We start from the raw sequence: 15,378 nt of genomic DNA, 5'->3' as shown, positions 1-15,378 counted from the left end.
TTGTCATGGACAAGAAAAGTTTCGTCGCCGACAAGATTGTCTGGCTGGACTCCCGCCGGCCAGCCTCGCGACGTGCCAGCAAAACCAAGCAGGATCAATCCGCGCAAGCGGCGGAAAGCCACGATCAGAGCTCTTCTGGTCGCGACCTGTTCGACCTTCTGTTCGACAACTGCCTAGCCGACAAGGTGCCGGCCGGGCGGCATCTCTTCCTGCAGGAGGACAGGTCGGACCGGGTGTTCGGATTGATCGAGGGCTCCGTCGAGATATCCATATACTCGATCGATGGCCAGAAACTCGTCGCCAACATGCAGACGGCCCCAACGATTATCGGTGAGGTTGGTGCGCTTGACGGCAACCTGCGCACGGCGACCGCAATATGCCGGACCGACTGCCAGATCGTTTCACTGGAGCGCGCACAGCTTCTCAAGCGTATAGAGGAAAGTCCGCTTCTTGCCCGTTCGATGCTGCGGCTGCTTTGCGACCGGTTCCGCTGGGTGAGTGAATCCCTCGGCGACCAGGCCTTTCTCGGTGTCGAGGCCCGGCTCGCCAAGCGTTTGCTGCTGCTGGACAAGCTGCTTGCCGACCCGACCGGCTGGATCGCGATCTCGCAGAGTGAGATTGCAGAATTCCTCGGTGCGACGCGCGAATCCGTCAACAAGCTGCTGAACGGCTGGCGCAGTCGCACGCTCATCGACATCAGGCGCGGCCATATCAAGGTTGCCAACCGCGCACGCCTTCGCCGTCTGGTAACGGACGGGAATGACGCGTAACCGCTACAACCTCTCCAAACGATAGAGCATGTAGCGCAGGGCCGACCGGCTCGGCAGGAAGAAGTAACCGCCGCCCCGTGTGGTGATGAAGGACGGCATGCCTTCGAGCGCAAGCGACCCTTCCCAGCGGGGCAGGGCAAAGCGGCCTTTCGGTCTGCCGCCCGCCGTAACCTTCTGCGTACCGATCAACGGATCCTTTTCGCCGCGCAGGCCGTGAAAGCTGCCAGACGCCATCCAGGTCTGCTGGATGAATTCGTATTGACGCTCGATGCTCGCATTGATGCAGATGAAGAGCAGCCCTTTTTCCGTAACCCCTTGTGCGTCCGCTGTCGCGTAGGTTCTTCCGACGCGAAAGATGCGATGACGCTTGTTGATGCGCAGTTCGGTATCGAGATCCGTGTTGAGCGAAGCGCGCGGATTGGAGCGCCGAACATGGGCGCCGAGCGGGCAGCGAAGCCCCTGCGGATCCTCCGCACCGAAGGTAAACCGGTTATCCGGCGGGCCATCGGCAGGTTTGTGCGGGCTCTTGACCAACGAGGAACCGTTCTTCCAGCGCCCGACAATGCGGGCGCCGACCCAGTCGGGCTCCACGCCCTCCCCGGTTACCGTCCTGATGTTGTCAGCCGCGAACCGGCAATAGCTCTCGAAACGGTCGACATGCTGCTGGAGCTGACGCATCACGACAAAGGTGCCGTTCCGTCCGAAATCATGCCAGCGGGATTTTCCGGCGGTTATGCTGCCGTCGACTTCGATCGCGCGCAGGATACCGAGCGGGTCGCTATGGGCCGGAACGGTGGGACCAGGCGGATAAAAGCCATGTTCGTCGCGGTAACCGAACAGGAATTCGCCCGGATTGACGAGATGCATGGCGTGAACCGGGCTGCCCGTATCCTGCCAACTTCCACGCATGACGGGCTGGGAAATGCCGTCGGCAAAGCCGAAATGATCCCGCCCCCTGCCCCCTTCGGCCGACAGGATCGAAAGATCAAGGCGATGGACGATCGGAATGCCGGCCGCCTGGGAAACTGTGTCCAGTTCCTGCACCATGGTGTCCAGATTTTCCTGGGTGTCGGCATAACAGTTGATGACGACGTCGACCGCCGTCTTCTCACCACCCCAGCACCATCGCGCGGGGTCATTCGACCCCGTATCGTCGAGGATCCGGCTGCGGTAGGGATTGGCCATGCCCTGCCGAAAGGCAAGCGGAAAACTCTCAAGCGCCTCGGCCTCGCCCGCCCCATCGGGACCGACCCCGAGCTGTCGCAATCCGTCCGGACCGAAGAAAGCCATCATGGCGGTTTTCGCGGGAGCCGTGTCACCGAAGGATAGTTTTTGCACGAGAAAGGTCAGCCATTGCCGGCGTGCTGTCGCAGCAAGACCTTCCGGCACGCGCAAGGCGAGCATCCTGCCGTGACCAAGCCGGCCGAGCGGGCCGAAGACGATCGATTGGATCTCGCCCTGTTCGAGGTTCTCGGAGGGAGCCGGATCGGGCAGAAGCAGACGCTGCACCGCATTGAGCCGCGTGCGCGGCTGCCGTTCGGTAGAAGAGAACAGGCTTATCCAGTCACGCGCCTCGCTGAGGCGTGCCGAACAAATGCCTTGGCGGATCAGCGCGTTGGTGCGGATATGTGCGGTGGAAAGCCGGGGATAGGCGCTGTACCAGAAACCGGTCGGAACCTGCTGCGTCCTGGCCCAGCGCTTGAAGCGATCGCCGTCCCGCGCACCGTCGAAGAACAGGAATTTCGTCGACGGAAATCCGATAGCATTGCTCCAGACGCCCGTAAGGCCGGCTGAAGCCTTGGTGATGAAATCCTCCAGGTAGCTCTCCCAGCTGCCACCGTAGTTGCTGAAGAAGACGAGCCTGTCCGTGCCGGGAATGCGCACCCAGCGCGCGAAATGAATGGTCCCGATCGTGGAGAGGAACCCCGGCCGGAAGATATGGGTGGCGGAAATCGAGATGAGATAGAAAGCGAGGCGCAGGAGCAGTCGCCGAAAACGCCCGGCCTTGAGAGTAGAAACGGCCGTCATGTGGTTCTGGAACTCGCGGTCCTCCCCCTTCTGCAACCCCTCCAGGTCTACCGGCAAGATGGAGCCGGTCGCGGGCTCGCTCACTCTTTCGATCCGCCGCAGCCAGACGAGAGCAAGCGCGAGCGCAATCGACACCGTGGTCAGGATGCCAAGGCCAGCCAGCACGAAGGCGGTGCCGAGCCGCAGGAGATAGGCCGGCCACGTATCCGGGATCTCGAAGACGAGATGGTAGGTCGTGTACCAGCACAGCGCATAGACGACGATCAGCGTGAGGGTGACGGGTTTTGCCAGAAGCGTCTTGCGGATCGCGCTCCCGACACCCTTGGGCGGCGCGGCGAGCGCGCTGGCGGCCGGCGCGAAGGCCCAGTCGTATCGGGGACGCCGACGCAGCCCTTTCCGCACGGTTTCAAGAACCTTGGCAGCGTCACCGCCCGGTCTTGCCGAGATTTTTTCGACCATGCGCATCGCGTCGTGCGCAAGAGCGGCTTCACGGCGAATGCGTTCGACCGTGTGGCCGGGTGTGCCGCAGAAGACCAGACCGCTGACGCTGCCGAAATGCGGAGAGACATCCTGCGAATGTTTCTCCATGAAAGTTACAAGGTCAGCACCGATGGCCTCGGCGGAAACGTCCTCGACGATTTTTCGAAGTTGCGCCCCAAGCCCTTCTGCGAAGGCCGCCAGGACCGCTTTGCTGCTTCCATCTCCGCTCATCTCCATGACCAGATGATGGGTGGGCGTCCCGGCGTCGCGCGCACCCGTCTCAAGGAGAGACATGCTGGCGAAGTGGATGACGCCGGTCTCGTCCAGACCGCGCCGCGCATCGCCGGTGCAGGGATTGCCGAGACGGTCCAGCTCGTCGCGAATGGCAGCGACCTCGATGCCGGGCTTTGCCGGAACGATCACCGTGACCATCGACTGCTGGTCCACAGGATCGAACTCGACCACCAGCTTTTCCGGATAGGGGCCAAGCCGCTGCAAGCGCCCCCACCGACCCGCCGCCCGACGAAAACCGGGTTTCGAGAACAGCACGCGTAGGCATTCGGCCGTCTGAACCCGTGCAAGAAGCGCACCGATGCATTTGTGGATGCCATGACCGAAGACAAGAGACTGCAACTCCGGCCGGTCCGGGCGAAAATCGGAGGGATCGGATACCGCACGCCTGTCGAACATCGCCGAACGCGTGGCGGGCCAGACGACCGTGTCGCCCTTGATCGTATAGGGTTTTCCGTGCTCGCCGCCGATCTTCTGCTCATGCCGCGCATAGCGCCAGGGGCTGATCCAGATCGGCTTGAAGCGCATGGCTTCGACGATCGCGCGGTCGAGCCTTTTGCCATCGTCCGCCGCGACCGCCGCCGCCATCTCGTCGAAGATCTCCTTGCGTGACAGCGCGACCTCGAGGCAATTGCCGCCACCGAGCAATGTCGTCGGCCCGAAGCCTGTAACCATGCCCATCATGATGGCATGGATATCCGGTCGGCCGATGCGCCCCTGCTGCATGGCGCTGACCAGCCGATCGATTGGCCTCTCCTGCAAGGTCTCGGCGGACAGAACCGCGTCGATCGAGCGGTCGATTGCGAGGCGCATGTTGCGTGAAGCAGCGATGGCTAGTTCGCGCACCACCTTGTCGGCCGTCGGATCCCCGAAAAACACGGTGCTCAGCGCGATGGCCCAATCGGCAAACTCGCCTTCATCATCGACGACAATACCGTAGTAGTCGCGGCAGATCGTTGAGGAAACCGGGCGAAACAAATCCCAGGCAGCGTTCAACGACGTGCCGGCGCCATCAACGATTTCGCGTGCACGGCGCGCCGCGATGGAACGCACGCGCTCCTCCACCTCTGCCGGCGGGAAAGCGCTGAGCACGACCGATTTCAGGCGCCGATACTCCTCCCCGTCGCTCATGCCGAGAATGAAATTCGCCCCGCCGGCGAACTCCATCATCTCCGGGCCGTAGGGTGTCTCGAAATCGGCCTGACGCTCCAGCACTTCGCGGACGTCGGCGCTCCGTGTCAGAAGCAGGAACCGCCCACAACGTGCACGCGGCAGGACCGCCCGCAACACCGCAAGCCACCAGTCAGGGTGCTCGATGAAATAGCCAGTCAACCGAGCCAGAATGCCGGTGGAACGCATGCGCTGGAGATCGAAAGGCGGGACGGTGGCAGTGACGGGCGTTTCGGCCTGCGCCTCCCTCAGGCGCTGGAAGTATTTGGGGCTACACTTGAAAACCATGGTTGCCTCTTCGACGCTGACGGTTCCAGCAATCGGCCTTACGCGGCCCTGCCTCTGTGAAATGCCTCACAGTCGACGGCGTTATTCGCCGGCGAGCTGAAAATTCTCGATCATGCCTTCGTTGACGGAACGGTCCTTGAAAGGAATCCATTCGATCCAGCGGCGTTCGAATCCCGGGTGACGTGTACGGAAGAGCTTTGCCTCCTGCTGAGCCTCGGCAAACCGTTCGCTGCGCGCCAGGGCCCCGGCCCTCAGATAACTTGCATAAAAATAGTTGGGAGCGAGCGAGAGCGAGCGGTCCGCGGCCTCGATCGCAGCCGGCCAGTTCTGGTCGATGGTGTGTGCGGCGGCAAGCTCGCCGAGATTGTGGAAGAGATAGGGTTCGAACGGGCTGAGTCGGATCGCCTCTTTCAGGTTGTGGATGGCATCCCGCGTCTGGAGCAGAAGGCCACGGGCACTGCCGAGACCGGTCAGCGCCAGCGAATAGCTCGGGTTGATGTCGATCGCCTGGTGGAACAGGTCGACCGCCGAATGCGGCCGTGCCTCCAGAATTTCGACGAAACCGAGGTAGCAGTAGGAGCGCGCGTCGAGGCTATCCATCAGCGCCGCGCGACGCGCATAGCCGGCGACGATCTTCAATTCGTCGGTATCAGCGAAGTTCAGCCACGCTTTCCAGAGGTGCCACCAGGCAAGTTCGTTCAGCGCCGCACTGGAGTTGGCGTCCTCGTCATAGGCCTGCCGGAAATACTCATAGGCCTTCGCCGTATCCTCGGAGGAGCGCCGCCGCATGTGCCAGCGTCCGCGGCGCAGCATTTGCCACGCCGAAAGCGCCTCCGGCGGCACCTGGAACGTACGGATTTGCTCGACGCGCTCGAACTCGTTTTCAAGACGGGAGACGATCTCGCCGCCCAACTCCCGCTGGAGCCGCAACAGTTCCTCGAAATCGCGCTCGAAGCGCCCTGCCCAGATGACGCGGGAATTCGAACTGTCAGCGAGCGAAGCGTTGAGGCTCAAACGCCGATCATCACCCGAAACGGTGCCGGTTACCACATAGCGCGCGCCGAGCAGATGGCCGATCGTCGCCGTCGTGAGGGAGGGTTCCCGAAACTGAAAACTCGAATCCCGAGATATGACCGGAACAGAGCGTGTATTCGCCACCCCCGTCAGGATGTCATCGGCGATGCCGTCGCAAAGATAGGCAAGGCGCGGATCACCGGTGAGATTCTGGAAGGGCAGCACCGTAAGCGCCGGCAGATCGACTTCCGCCGTCAACGTCGGGGATTGCCGGCCTCTCATCAGCATTGCCGGCACAGCATTGGTACCACTGCTGGAGATAAACACCCGAACGGGAACGGCGATGTTCTTGAGTTGGAACGGTCCGAGATCCGTGAACGGAAGATCGAACTGCTGCTGCAGTTGCGAATGGACGGTCTCCGTGAGGGCGACGCCGCCATGAGGCGAAAACTCCTGCACGCGCGCGGCAATATTCACGGTGTCGCCGAACACGCCGTCGTCGCGGATGACGACCGGTCCGGAGCTTATACCCGCACGAAATGGCATCCCGTGATGACGCGGCGCTTTGCTATTGGCTTCAAGGACAGCCGCCTGGAACTGCAACACCACGCGCAACGCAACGATGGGATTGCCGAACAACGCCATGATGCTGTCGCCGGCGGCGCCGAAGATGTCACCACCGGCCCGGTCGACGGCCTCTACGATCAAGGCGCGGCGTTCATCGAACAGCCGCAGCGCTTCCTCCACGTCGACATGCATGAGTTTGGAGAATCCGACAGCATCAGCGGAAACCACCGTCGCAATCTGTCGAGGATGCCGTTGTTCACGCATAAGAGCAACGCCCCCAAACTCACACGCGAATTCTACAAATAGTCTTGCGAAATGACTATAAGCAGACTTTTGCTGGATCGGGATTTTTTTTCACCAAGCTGGAAATTGCGGGAGCAACGCCCATTTCGGCGCGGAAGAATACCCCGGACTCGTTAATTTATTATACTGCGTAATCTGTGTTTTCCCCTTTATGACTGAAGCCCGCCGTTAGTGCCAATTGCGGGGTCAAACACCACACCAAAACACAAGGGAGCTTCGCGATGCAGCGAAAGCCCCACCCAATTTGCTCCATCGGGGAGTGAATTTTCGAATTGAAAATTTATTTCCGAAATGCCATTCTTTGGCCTGGGGTGAATGTGCAAAACGTTCTCGGACAGTAGTGAATAAAACAGCCGATTTCTTTCCTGCGGGACTTCGCACATGAAAGAAAATACATAAACATTGCCTTCCGAAGAGCGCCTACGTAATAGAAAATTTCTATAGCATTTGCGAAATAAACGGGAGCCTCAATGCGTATGGCATTTCATAGAAGGCTCCGTCGCGCGGCGGCGATCGCGTTGGCAAGCGTCGTTTTTATTTTTCTTCAGGAGGGTGAATTGTCTGCAGAAACGTCCCTCTCCCAGAACAATACAGTGAAGATCAATGGCAATACAGCCGGCCAAGGCGTGGAATGTCCTTTATTCCAGCTCGATACCGGTGAGATGGTGACTTTGTCAGGGGAGATTCCGCCTTCAGACGGCAAATGGGCACTCGTCGGGCATTGGTTGAACGCCTCTCCCTGCATGCAGGGGCGCACATTCAGAATTATCAGCTATTCCAGATAACGCCGGAACCCGACCATGGCCAAACCGACAGATCCGCTTTTCAACGAACAATGGCATTTTGGCCTGATCGGGAATATCACCCGTGTGTGGGACGAATACCGTGGCAATGGCGTGCGTGTCGCCGTGTACGACGACGGTTTCGAGTATGATCATCCTGATCTTGCCGCCAACTACGATGCCTCGCTCCATTTCCGCTACAACGGAGTGACCTATGATCCTATGCCCAAATCCAAGACGGATGCGCACGGAACCTCGTGTGCGGGCCTGATCGGCGCGGTTGCGTTCAACGGACTGGGCGGCACCGGTGTTGCTCCGGGTGTCCGCATGACCGGCGTCAATTATCTGATGGACATTCAGAACCTCAGCGCCGAGATCGCCAATGCGAGCCTTCGCTGGGCGGCCAAATTCGATATCATGAGCAACAGTTGGGGACGCAAGCCGCTCTGGGGTGCCGACCAGTCTCTGGCCGTAGATCAGAGCGTATCGACCCAGGCACAGGCGGATGCCGCTTTCCAGCATGTCGTGCAAACCGGGCGCGGCGGGCTGGGTACGGTCATTCTGCAGGCCGCTGGAAACGACACGCTGAACGCCAACGGCGATGGCGTCAACGCGTCGCGTTATACGCTATCGATTGCGGCGACGGAGAAGGACGGCATGACCGCCTACTACTCCAATTTCGGCGTCAGCCTGCTTCTTGCAGCCCCGGCATCCGCAGTGACGACCGACCTGACCGGCGAGGACGGCCGTAACAACTCACGCGACGACGACCCCCTCCCCGTCGATTACCGCAATTCGATGGACGGAACATCGGCAGCAACGCCGACAGTCGCTGGTGTCGTCGCCTTGATGCTCGAGACCAATAAGGGACTGGGCTGGCGCGACGTCGCCAAGATCCTCGCGGTATCAGCTGCTCACACGGGATCGGCCTATGACGGGGCAGCCGCTATTTTGGAAAAAGGCACATGGATGTCCATGGGCGGCACACAGTGGAACGGCGGCTCCTCCGCCTATCACTTGTCCTATGGCTACGGCATGGTCGATGCCTATGCGGCCGTCAGAATGGCTGAAATCTGGAACGTCATGAATGGAGCTGCCGCAACCAGCGCCAATGAGAAAAAGGTTACGGTCGACTACAATGGCCCGATCGTCTCCATTCCCGATGCCGGCTTCGACTGGAACGCCAATATCATCCCCGGACAACAAGCGCTTACCTTCAATGTCGCCCAGGATCTCGACATAGACACCGTCTATGTAACGATCGAGATCGCGCACCAGCGAGGCTATGACCTCGCACTGACGCTCGTTCGACCGGACGGGTATGAAATCCCGCTGATGACCAATGAGAACGACACGCAGTTCGCCTTCCAGAACGGCCTGAAGTGGACGTTTGCCGTCGAGGCCTTGCGTGGCCAGTCGAGCAAGGGCACGTGGTATGTCGTAGCCAGAGACATAGTTCCGCAATCCGGTGGCTACATCTACGACGCGAAACTCGAGTTTTTCGGCTCCGAGAATACCGCAAACGACATCTACACCTATACCGATGACTTCCTGAAGCTGCTGAAGATCGAGCCTCAGCGCGGAACGCTCGATGACACAAATGGCGGTTCGGACTGGATCAATCTCGCTGGTGTCGCAGGCACCATGAGCGTCAATCTGGCCGCCGCCGGCGACATCCGTGTCAACGGCGCAAGCTGGTTCAAGCTGGCTGCTTCTGGTGAAAAATTCGAGAATGTCGCCACCGGTGACGGGAACGACACGATTTATGGCAACGGCCTCAAAAACCACCTGATGGGAATGCGGGGTAACGATATTCTGGACGGTCGTGCCGGTGCGGATCGCCTGGATGGTGGTGCGGGCAACGATACTTATATCGTCGACAATACCGGCGATACGGTCGTCGAGCGCGCAAATAAGGGAACGGACCTCGTCAGGGCTTCCGTCAATTATACGCTCGCCGCGAATGTTGAGAACCTGATACTCACGGGTTCCGCAACAATCGGCGTCGGCAACACCCTTGCCAATGTCCTGACGGGTACAAGCGCCAACAACACCCTCGACGGCAAGGCCGGTGCGGATCGCATGGTCGGCGGCAAGGGCAATGACACCTATATCGTCGACAACACCAAGGATGTCGTCGTCGAAGCCGCGAACGAAGGTACAGACCTCGTGAAGGCTTCCGCCTCATACACGCTCAGCGCCAATGTCGAAAACCTGACCCTTATCGGCTCGGGAAAGATCAGCGCAACGGGCAACACCCTTGCCAATATCCTTGTTGGCAACAGTGCCGACAACACGCTTGACGGCAAGGCCGGTGCGGATCGCATGACCGGCGGCAAGGGTAACGATACCTATATCGTCGACAACAACAAGGATGTCGTCGTCGAAGCCGCGAACGAAGGTACAGACCTCGTGAAGGCTTCCGTCTCATACACGCTCAGCGCCAATGTCGAGAATCTGACCCTTACCGGCTCGGGAAAAATCAGCGCAATGGGTAACACCCTTGCCAATATCCTTGTTGGCAACAGTGCCGATAACACGCTTGACGGCAAGACCGGTGCTGATCGAATGACCGGCGGCAAGGGCAATGACACCTACATCGTTGACAACCAAAAAGATGATGTCATCGAAAACGCGGGCGAAGGCACCGACCTCGTTAGAGCGTCGGTCAGTTATTCGCTGGCTGGCAATATCGAAGACCTCACGCTTACCGGCTCCGGCAAGATCAATGCAACGGGCAATAATATCGCCAATAGGCTGACAGGCAATGGAGCGAACAATACGCTCGATGGCGGCAAGGGCGACGATATCCTGAGGGGCGATGCTGGCAGCGACCGGTTGATCGGCGGTGCAGGCGCTGACAAGCTCTACGGCGGCTCGGGGCGTGACACGTTCGTTTTCAAATCCACAGCTGACTCGACGGTTTCTTCAAAAGGCCTGGATACGATCTTCGATTTCTCCCGCAAGGAAGGCGACAAGATCGACCTCAAGGGTATCGATGCCAATACGAAAACCAAAGCCGATGATGCATTCACATTCATTGGCACCGACAAATTCCACAAGAAGGCCGGCGAGCTGCGCTATGAGAAGAAATCCGGCGATACATACATTTTCGCCGATACCAATGGTGACGGGACTTCAGACTTTTCGATCAAGCTGGATCTTAGTCTGGCGATGAAGAGCGCAGACTTCATACTGTGAGCAAGACAAACGTCTTGGCAGGACCGATGGGAGCTCACGATTTCGTGTGAGCCGTGTCATGCAGACAACGGCGGCCCGATGTCCGATGGGTCGATATAATGGCCGAGGTAGGAAGCAATCAGCCGATCGACGGCGGCTCGGGTAACTGCATTGTATTCCTCGCTGAAGCCGAGTGTCGCCACCATTTTCCAATGCCCATACATCAGGCTGACGAACAGGAAGCCTATCTCCTTGCAAGCCGGCTGGCTCAGCGAGGGATTGCTGATCTGTACTTCGTGGGCAATGGTGAACTGGAGAATATGGTACTGTTCCCTCAGATTTGCGCGAACTGCTGGCGATGCGGCCGCGAGCGAGAACATGGCATCGTAGACGGCGTCATCTGCAGGCTTGCGCAAACCCTTGCCAGCCAGAAAATTGAAATAGAAATCGAGAAACATCGGCAGGCGCTCTGTGGCATTCGCCGCAATTATGCCCTGCATCAGGCACTCGCGATAACGCTCCGCGAGCGCATCGCAAACGGCGACCATCAGCTGCTCCGGGTCAGGAAAATAGTGCCTGATCAACTGCCTCGACATATCCGCTTCATCGGCGACCTGATCGTAGGATGGTATTGGCAACCCGCGGTCATTGATAACCTTCAAGGCGGCCTGGACGATCTCCGGGCGACGGATTTCCGAGATTGGCTTTGGCATGGGGCATAACCATCAATTTCTATCTCCCTAGATACGACATTGAAATCGCTTGGTCCATGTGTCTCACGCGCATGTACGCCATGGCACATCGCCGTGGTGCGTCGCCGTCGAAATGGGTTTTGAGGGAAAACCCTGCTGAGACCTCATGAACAAGCCGCCTGAAACGGCCCCAGCGGGGCATTGCCGCCGCACAGAGATAGAGCATTTCCGACAGCCGCCGATTTTCCAGCCTTGCAAAGCGGAAGCGGCCCTCAGCAACCTGGCCCCGCCGCATCCAGCCATTGCGGTGAACCTGATGCTCCTGTTGGATGCGGCATATTCCATGATGAGTTCGATGGAATTGCTGCGCGAGGATTTGAACCCGCTGAACAATGGAACGCAGATAAATTTGACTTTTCTAGTCAAGTTATCATACCTTCGTCCGATACGCGGGGTAGAGCGCAGTCGGTATGAGCTTAGACAACCTGATACCACCAGGCGGCATGACGCCAAGCGATCTTGTTCGGCTTGGCGCCGAGTTCGCGCTTGGTGTCGAACCGATCGACATGGCACCGCAGGTGTTGGAAACCCCTATTTATACGGGGCGTCTTCTAGCTCATGAGGTCCAGCAGGGCCTGATGCTCAGCGCGGGGGATGTCACCTACATCAGTGACCAGAGTTTCGCCGTCGAGATGGAGCCGGCCCTCGTCTGCGGCATCATGCTTTCGGGTGACCCCGTCCGCACTGAGGTCGAAGGCTACGGCAGTTTTGTTCGCCAACCGCATCAGGTCAATCTGATGGGCTTCGACCGGCCCATCCGCTACACGACACCGCTGGAGCGTGGACGGAATTTTCGTACGGCCGGCTTTGTGCTGCAGTCCACCTTCTTCGACCGGTTCGGCGACGACATGGATGACGATGGCATCAGCGCGTTGCGCGAGCTGATGACCGGCGGCTTCCGGACGGCGGCCATCACCCATTCGCCGCGCGTCGGCGAGATTGCCCGGCACTGCCTCGACCATCCCTATGGTGGCCATCTCGGCCGTTTGTTTCTTGAAAGCAATGCGCTCGCCTATGTGATCGAGGTGGCGCAGACGCTGAAGGATGAACGGCGCCTCCTCGCTCTTCTTGGACGGCGCGAATACGACCGGGTGGTGCATGCCCGCGAAATTCTCGACGGCGACCTCGTCAACACGCCGACAACGCTGGAGCTGGCGCGTCGCGTCGGCATCAACGTCACGACCCTGCAGTCCAATTTCAAGGCCGCGTTCGGCCGGACGATCTTCGCCCATGTGCGTGAACAACGGCTGATGATGGCGAGGATCCTGCTTCAGGAATACCGGCTATCGGTGGCGGAAGCCGGTCGTCGCGTCGGCTTCTCCCGGCCATCCGCATTCAGCGCCGCCTACCGCAAGCATTTCGGCCATCCGCCGCGATCGGAACATCGGTAGCACGCCCAGATGCGGCCGAGCTGAGGCGCGCGGCAAACTTTTGCGTTTTGCGAATGTTTGCCTGCGTTGCGCGAAAGTCGAGTTCTATCCTCAAGAATGCCCGAACCGCTATTTGTGACATCCATCATGGACTCGGGGACAGGCATATGAATACGATTTCACGCGCACGACTGGTTTCCACCACGGCGTTTGCGGCTCTAGGTTTCACCATCGCGGCGAGCGGCCAGGCACGCGCCCAGCAGGCCGAGGAGACAACGACGCTCGAAGCCGTCGTCGTCACCGGTACGAAACGGCCGCAGGACGATGCCTCGCTACCCGTCGCCACGACGATCCTCGGCCCGGAAAACGTGAAACCGTCCTCGCTCGATCCGATCGGCGACGTCGCCCGCCAGACCCCCGGAACGAACTTCCTGGACTTCGGCCGCTTTGGCGAGAGCTACATGACTATGCGCGGTCTCTCGACACTCGGTTCGGCGATGAATTCACTCGACAGCGTCATCGGTCTTTCCGTCGATGGTGTACCGACGACGCTTTCGGCCATCGGCGCCCCCTTCCTCGACGTCGAGCAGGTCGAAGTGCTGCGCGGCCCGCAGGGCACGACCTTCGGCCGAAACGCCTTTGCCGGCGCAATCAACGTGGTGAGCAAGCCCGCCGACGGAACGCAGGAAACCATTCTCAGCACCGAGATCGGCACCAACGGCCATGCTTTCATCGAGGGCACGACGGGCGGCTGGCTGGTCGATGATGTGCTGGCCGGCCGCGCGACGCTGCGGCTGCAGAAGTTCGATGGCGATATCCCGAACCCGATCACCGGCAAAGATGAAGGCGGCGCGAAGCTCGGGGCGGCGCGTGGCACACTGCGCTTCACGCCGGATGACAGTTTCACCATCGATCTCACAGGTGGTTTCTCCAAGGACACGCGGCACAACTCCGCCTTCCTGTTGATGGAATCGCCCGACTTCCCAATGAGCGGCGCCGACACGACGCCGATCAACCGCCAGCAGATCGCCCATGGCTCGATCAAGGTCACAAAGGAATTCGAGCCCTTCATCCTGACATCGACGACGAGCTATCAGGACATCAAACTGCACAATACCGGTGATTTCACCGACGCCTTCATCTTCTCGAGCATCACCGGCCTGCCGCCGTCGTTTTTCAACGATCCCAATACGCAAAAGGTCAGCTACGACGACCACGAACGCATCTTCAACCAGGAGGTCCGCCTCAACTCGCACGAGGATGCTCCCGTGCAGTGGGTGGTCGGCGCCAACTACTTCAAATCTGATTTCACGACCCACCGTTTGCAGGATGTCGGCAGCTTCTCGCCGACATTGAACGGCACGTTCGACAACGAGATCAACAGCCAGACGATCGCCGCCTTTGCTGACGCGGCGGTGCCGCTCAATGATCGTTTCACGCTTTCCGGCGGCCTGCGCCTGGCCCATGACAAGCAGACGCTCGACGCCAACTACGTCTCGAACGGCTTCCCCGGCACAGTGCCCGCCTTCGCCCAGAGCAATGAATTCAGCGACACCTATCTGACGGGCCGCATGGCGTTGTCCTACGAATGGAACGACCGCGCGATGAGCTACGCCTCCATCGCGCGCGGCTATTCCTCCGGCGGCTTCGAGAAGACGACAGCCTATGCCGGCTTCGGCCTGCCTTCGACGCCCTTCTTGCCGGCAACCTCCTGGACCTATGAGATCGGCACCAAGGCCGAGCTGAACGATGCGATCCGGGTCAGCGGCGCAGTCTTCTACAATGACGTGAAGGATGGCCAGCTGACAGGCTTCGACCCGGTGACGCTGCTGCCCTTCATGACGAACCAGGCCTTCGAGAGCTACGGCGTCGAAGCCAACGTGATTGCCACCATTGCCGACGGGCTTGACCTCACCGTCGGCGGCGCGCTCATCAATTCGCGCCTCGTCGACGTCATCCCGCAGTCGCTGCTCGCCGGCGCGCTGGAAGGCAACGAGGTGCCGCAGGTGCCGGGCTTCTCCGCCAATGTCGGCCTCAACTATCGCACGGACGCCGATGTGCTCGGCTTGGCCGGCGAGTTCCTAGCCAGTGCGAGCTACCAATATGTCGGTACACGCTATTCCGACATCCAGAACAACGCGAAGATGGATGCCTATCATATCGTGAATGCGGAAATCGGATGGGAGAAGGACAATCTGAAGGTCTATGCCTTCGGCCGCAACCTGCTCGACGAGCATCCGCTGTCCTATGCCTTCGCGTTCCAGCCGGGCACGACGGCAGCTTATGTCGGCCGCGGCCGCGTCGTTGGCCTTGGAGCGACGATCAAGTGGTAAGGACGGCTGCTGTAATCCTGCCCAGCCCGGCCACGTCGGTCGGGCTGGAT

The 15,378-nt window shown here is 59.8% G+C and carries 8 protein-coding genes and 1 pseudogene; 5 read left to right on the top strand and 4 right to left on the bottom strand.

Annotated features, from left to right (window positions below):
• The first annotated feature begins 5 nt into the window (after window positions 1-5).
• The gene (locus MUU55_RS25510; protein ID WP_244763595.1) at window positions 6-770 is read left to right on the top strand and encodes a Crp/Fnr family transcriptional regulator; all 765 of its coding nucleotides are present in this window, start codon (window positions 6-8) and stop codon (window positions 768-770) included.
• 3 nt (window positions 771-773) lie between these two features.
• Here the strand turns inward: MUU55_RS25510 and MUU55_RS25505 are convergent, their stop codons facing one another.
• The 3 genes and pseudogenes from MUU55_RS25505 to MUU55_RS25495 form a co-directional block, all read right to left on the bottom strand.
• Entirely contained in the window at window positions 774-5,027 is a 4,254-nt protein-coding gene (locus MUU55_RS25505) for a cytochrome P450 (protein ID WP_244763594.1), read from the bottom strand.
• An 81-nt stretch (window positions 5,028-5,108) separates the two neighbouring features.
• The gene (locus MUU55_RS25500; protein WP_244763730.1) at window positions 5,109-6,323 is read right to left on the bottom strand and encodes a hypothetical protein; all 1,215 of its coding nucleotides are present in this window, start codon (window positions 6,321-6,323) and stop codon (window positions 5,109-5,111) included.
• A gap of 126 nt (window positions 6,324-6,449) precedes the next feature.
• Window positions 6,450-6,800, bottom strand: a pseudogene (locus tag MUU55_RS25495) (adenylate/guanylate cyclase domain-containing protein); the annotation flags it as partial.
• Window positions 6,801-7,381: 581 nt separating this feature from the next.
• On the opposite strand from MUU55_RS25495, the gene MUU55_RS25490 reads away from it, so the two are divergent.
• Together MUU55_RS25490 and MUU55_RS25485 are read left to right on the top strand one after the other, a co-directional pair.
• Complete coding sequence (locus MUU55_RS25490; protein WP_244763593.1) at window positions 7,382-7,696, top strand: hypothetical protein; 315 nt, start codon at window positions 7,382-7,384, stop codon at window positions 7,694-7,696.
• A gap of 15 nt (window positions 7,697-7,711) precedes the next feature.
• Entirely contained in the window at window positions 7,712-10,894 is a 3,183-nt protein-coding gene (locus MUU55_RS25485; protein ID WP_244763592.1) for a S8 family serine peptidase, read from the top strand.
• 56 nt (window positions 10,895-10,950) lie between these two features.
• On the opposite strand, the gene MUU55_RS25480 is transcribed toward MUU55_RS25485, so the two are convergent.
• Window positions 10,951-11,586, bottom strand: coding sequence for a TetR/AcrR family transcriptional regulator (locus tag MUU55_RS25480; RefSeq protein WP_244763591.1), 636 nt, complete (start codon window positions 11,584-11,586; stop codon window positions 10,951-10,953).
• A 449-nt stretch (window positions 11,587-12,035) separates the two neighbouring features.
• Here MUU55_RS25480 and MUU55_RS25475 point away from each other — a divergent pair, with 449 nt between their 5' ends.
• A complete protein-coding gene (locus tag MUU55_RS25475) occupies window positions 12,036-13,016 on the top strand; it encodes a helix-turn-helix transcriptional regulator (protein ID WP_244763590.1) in 981 nt (326 codons plus the stop codon).
• A gap of 146 nt (window positions 13,017-13,162) precedes the next feature.
• Window positions 13,163-15,328, top strand: coding sequence for a TonB-dependent receptor (locus tag MUU55_RS25470; RefSeq protein ID WP_244763589.1), 2,166 nt, complete (start codon window positions 13,163-13,165; stop codon window positions 15,326-15,328).
• Window positions 15,329-15,378: the final 50 nt, after the last annotated feature.

Origin of the sequence: Shinella curvata, from assembly GCF_022899935.1 — a bacterium.
Lineage (GTDB): Bacteria > Pseudomonadota > Alphaproteobacteria > Rhizobiales > Rhizobiaceae > Shinella > Shinella curvata.
Note: the sequence above shows the minus strand (reverse complement) of the source record. Positions and strands in the feature narration are given on the sequence as shown.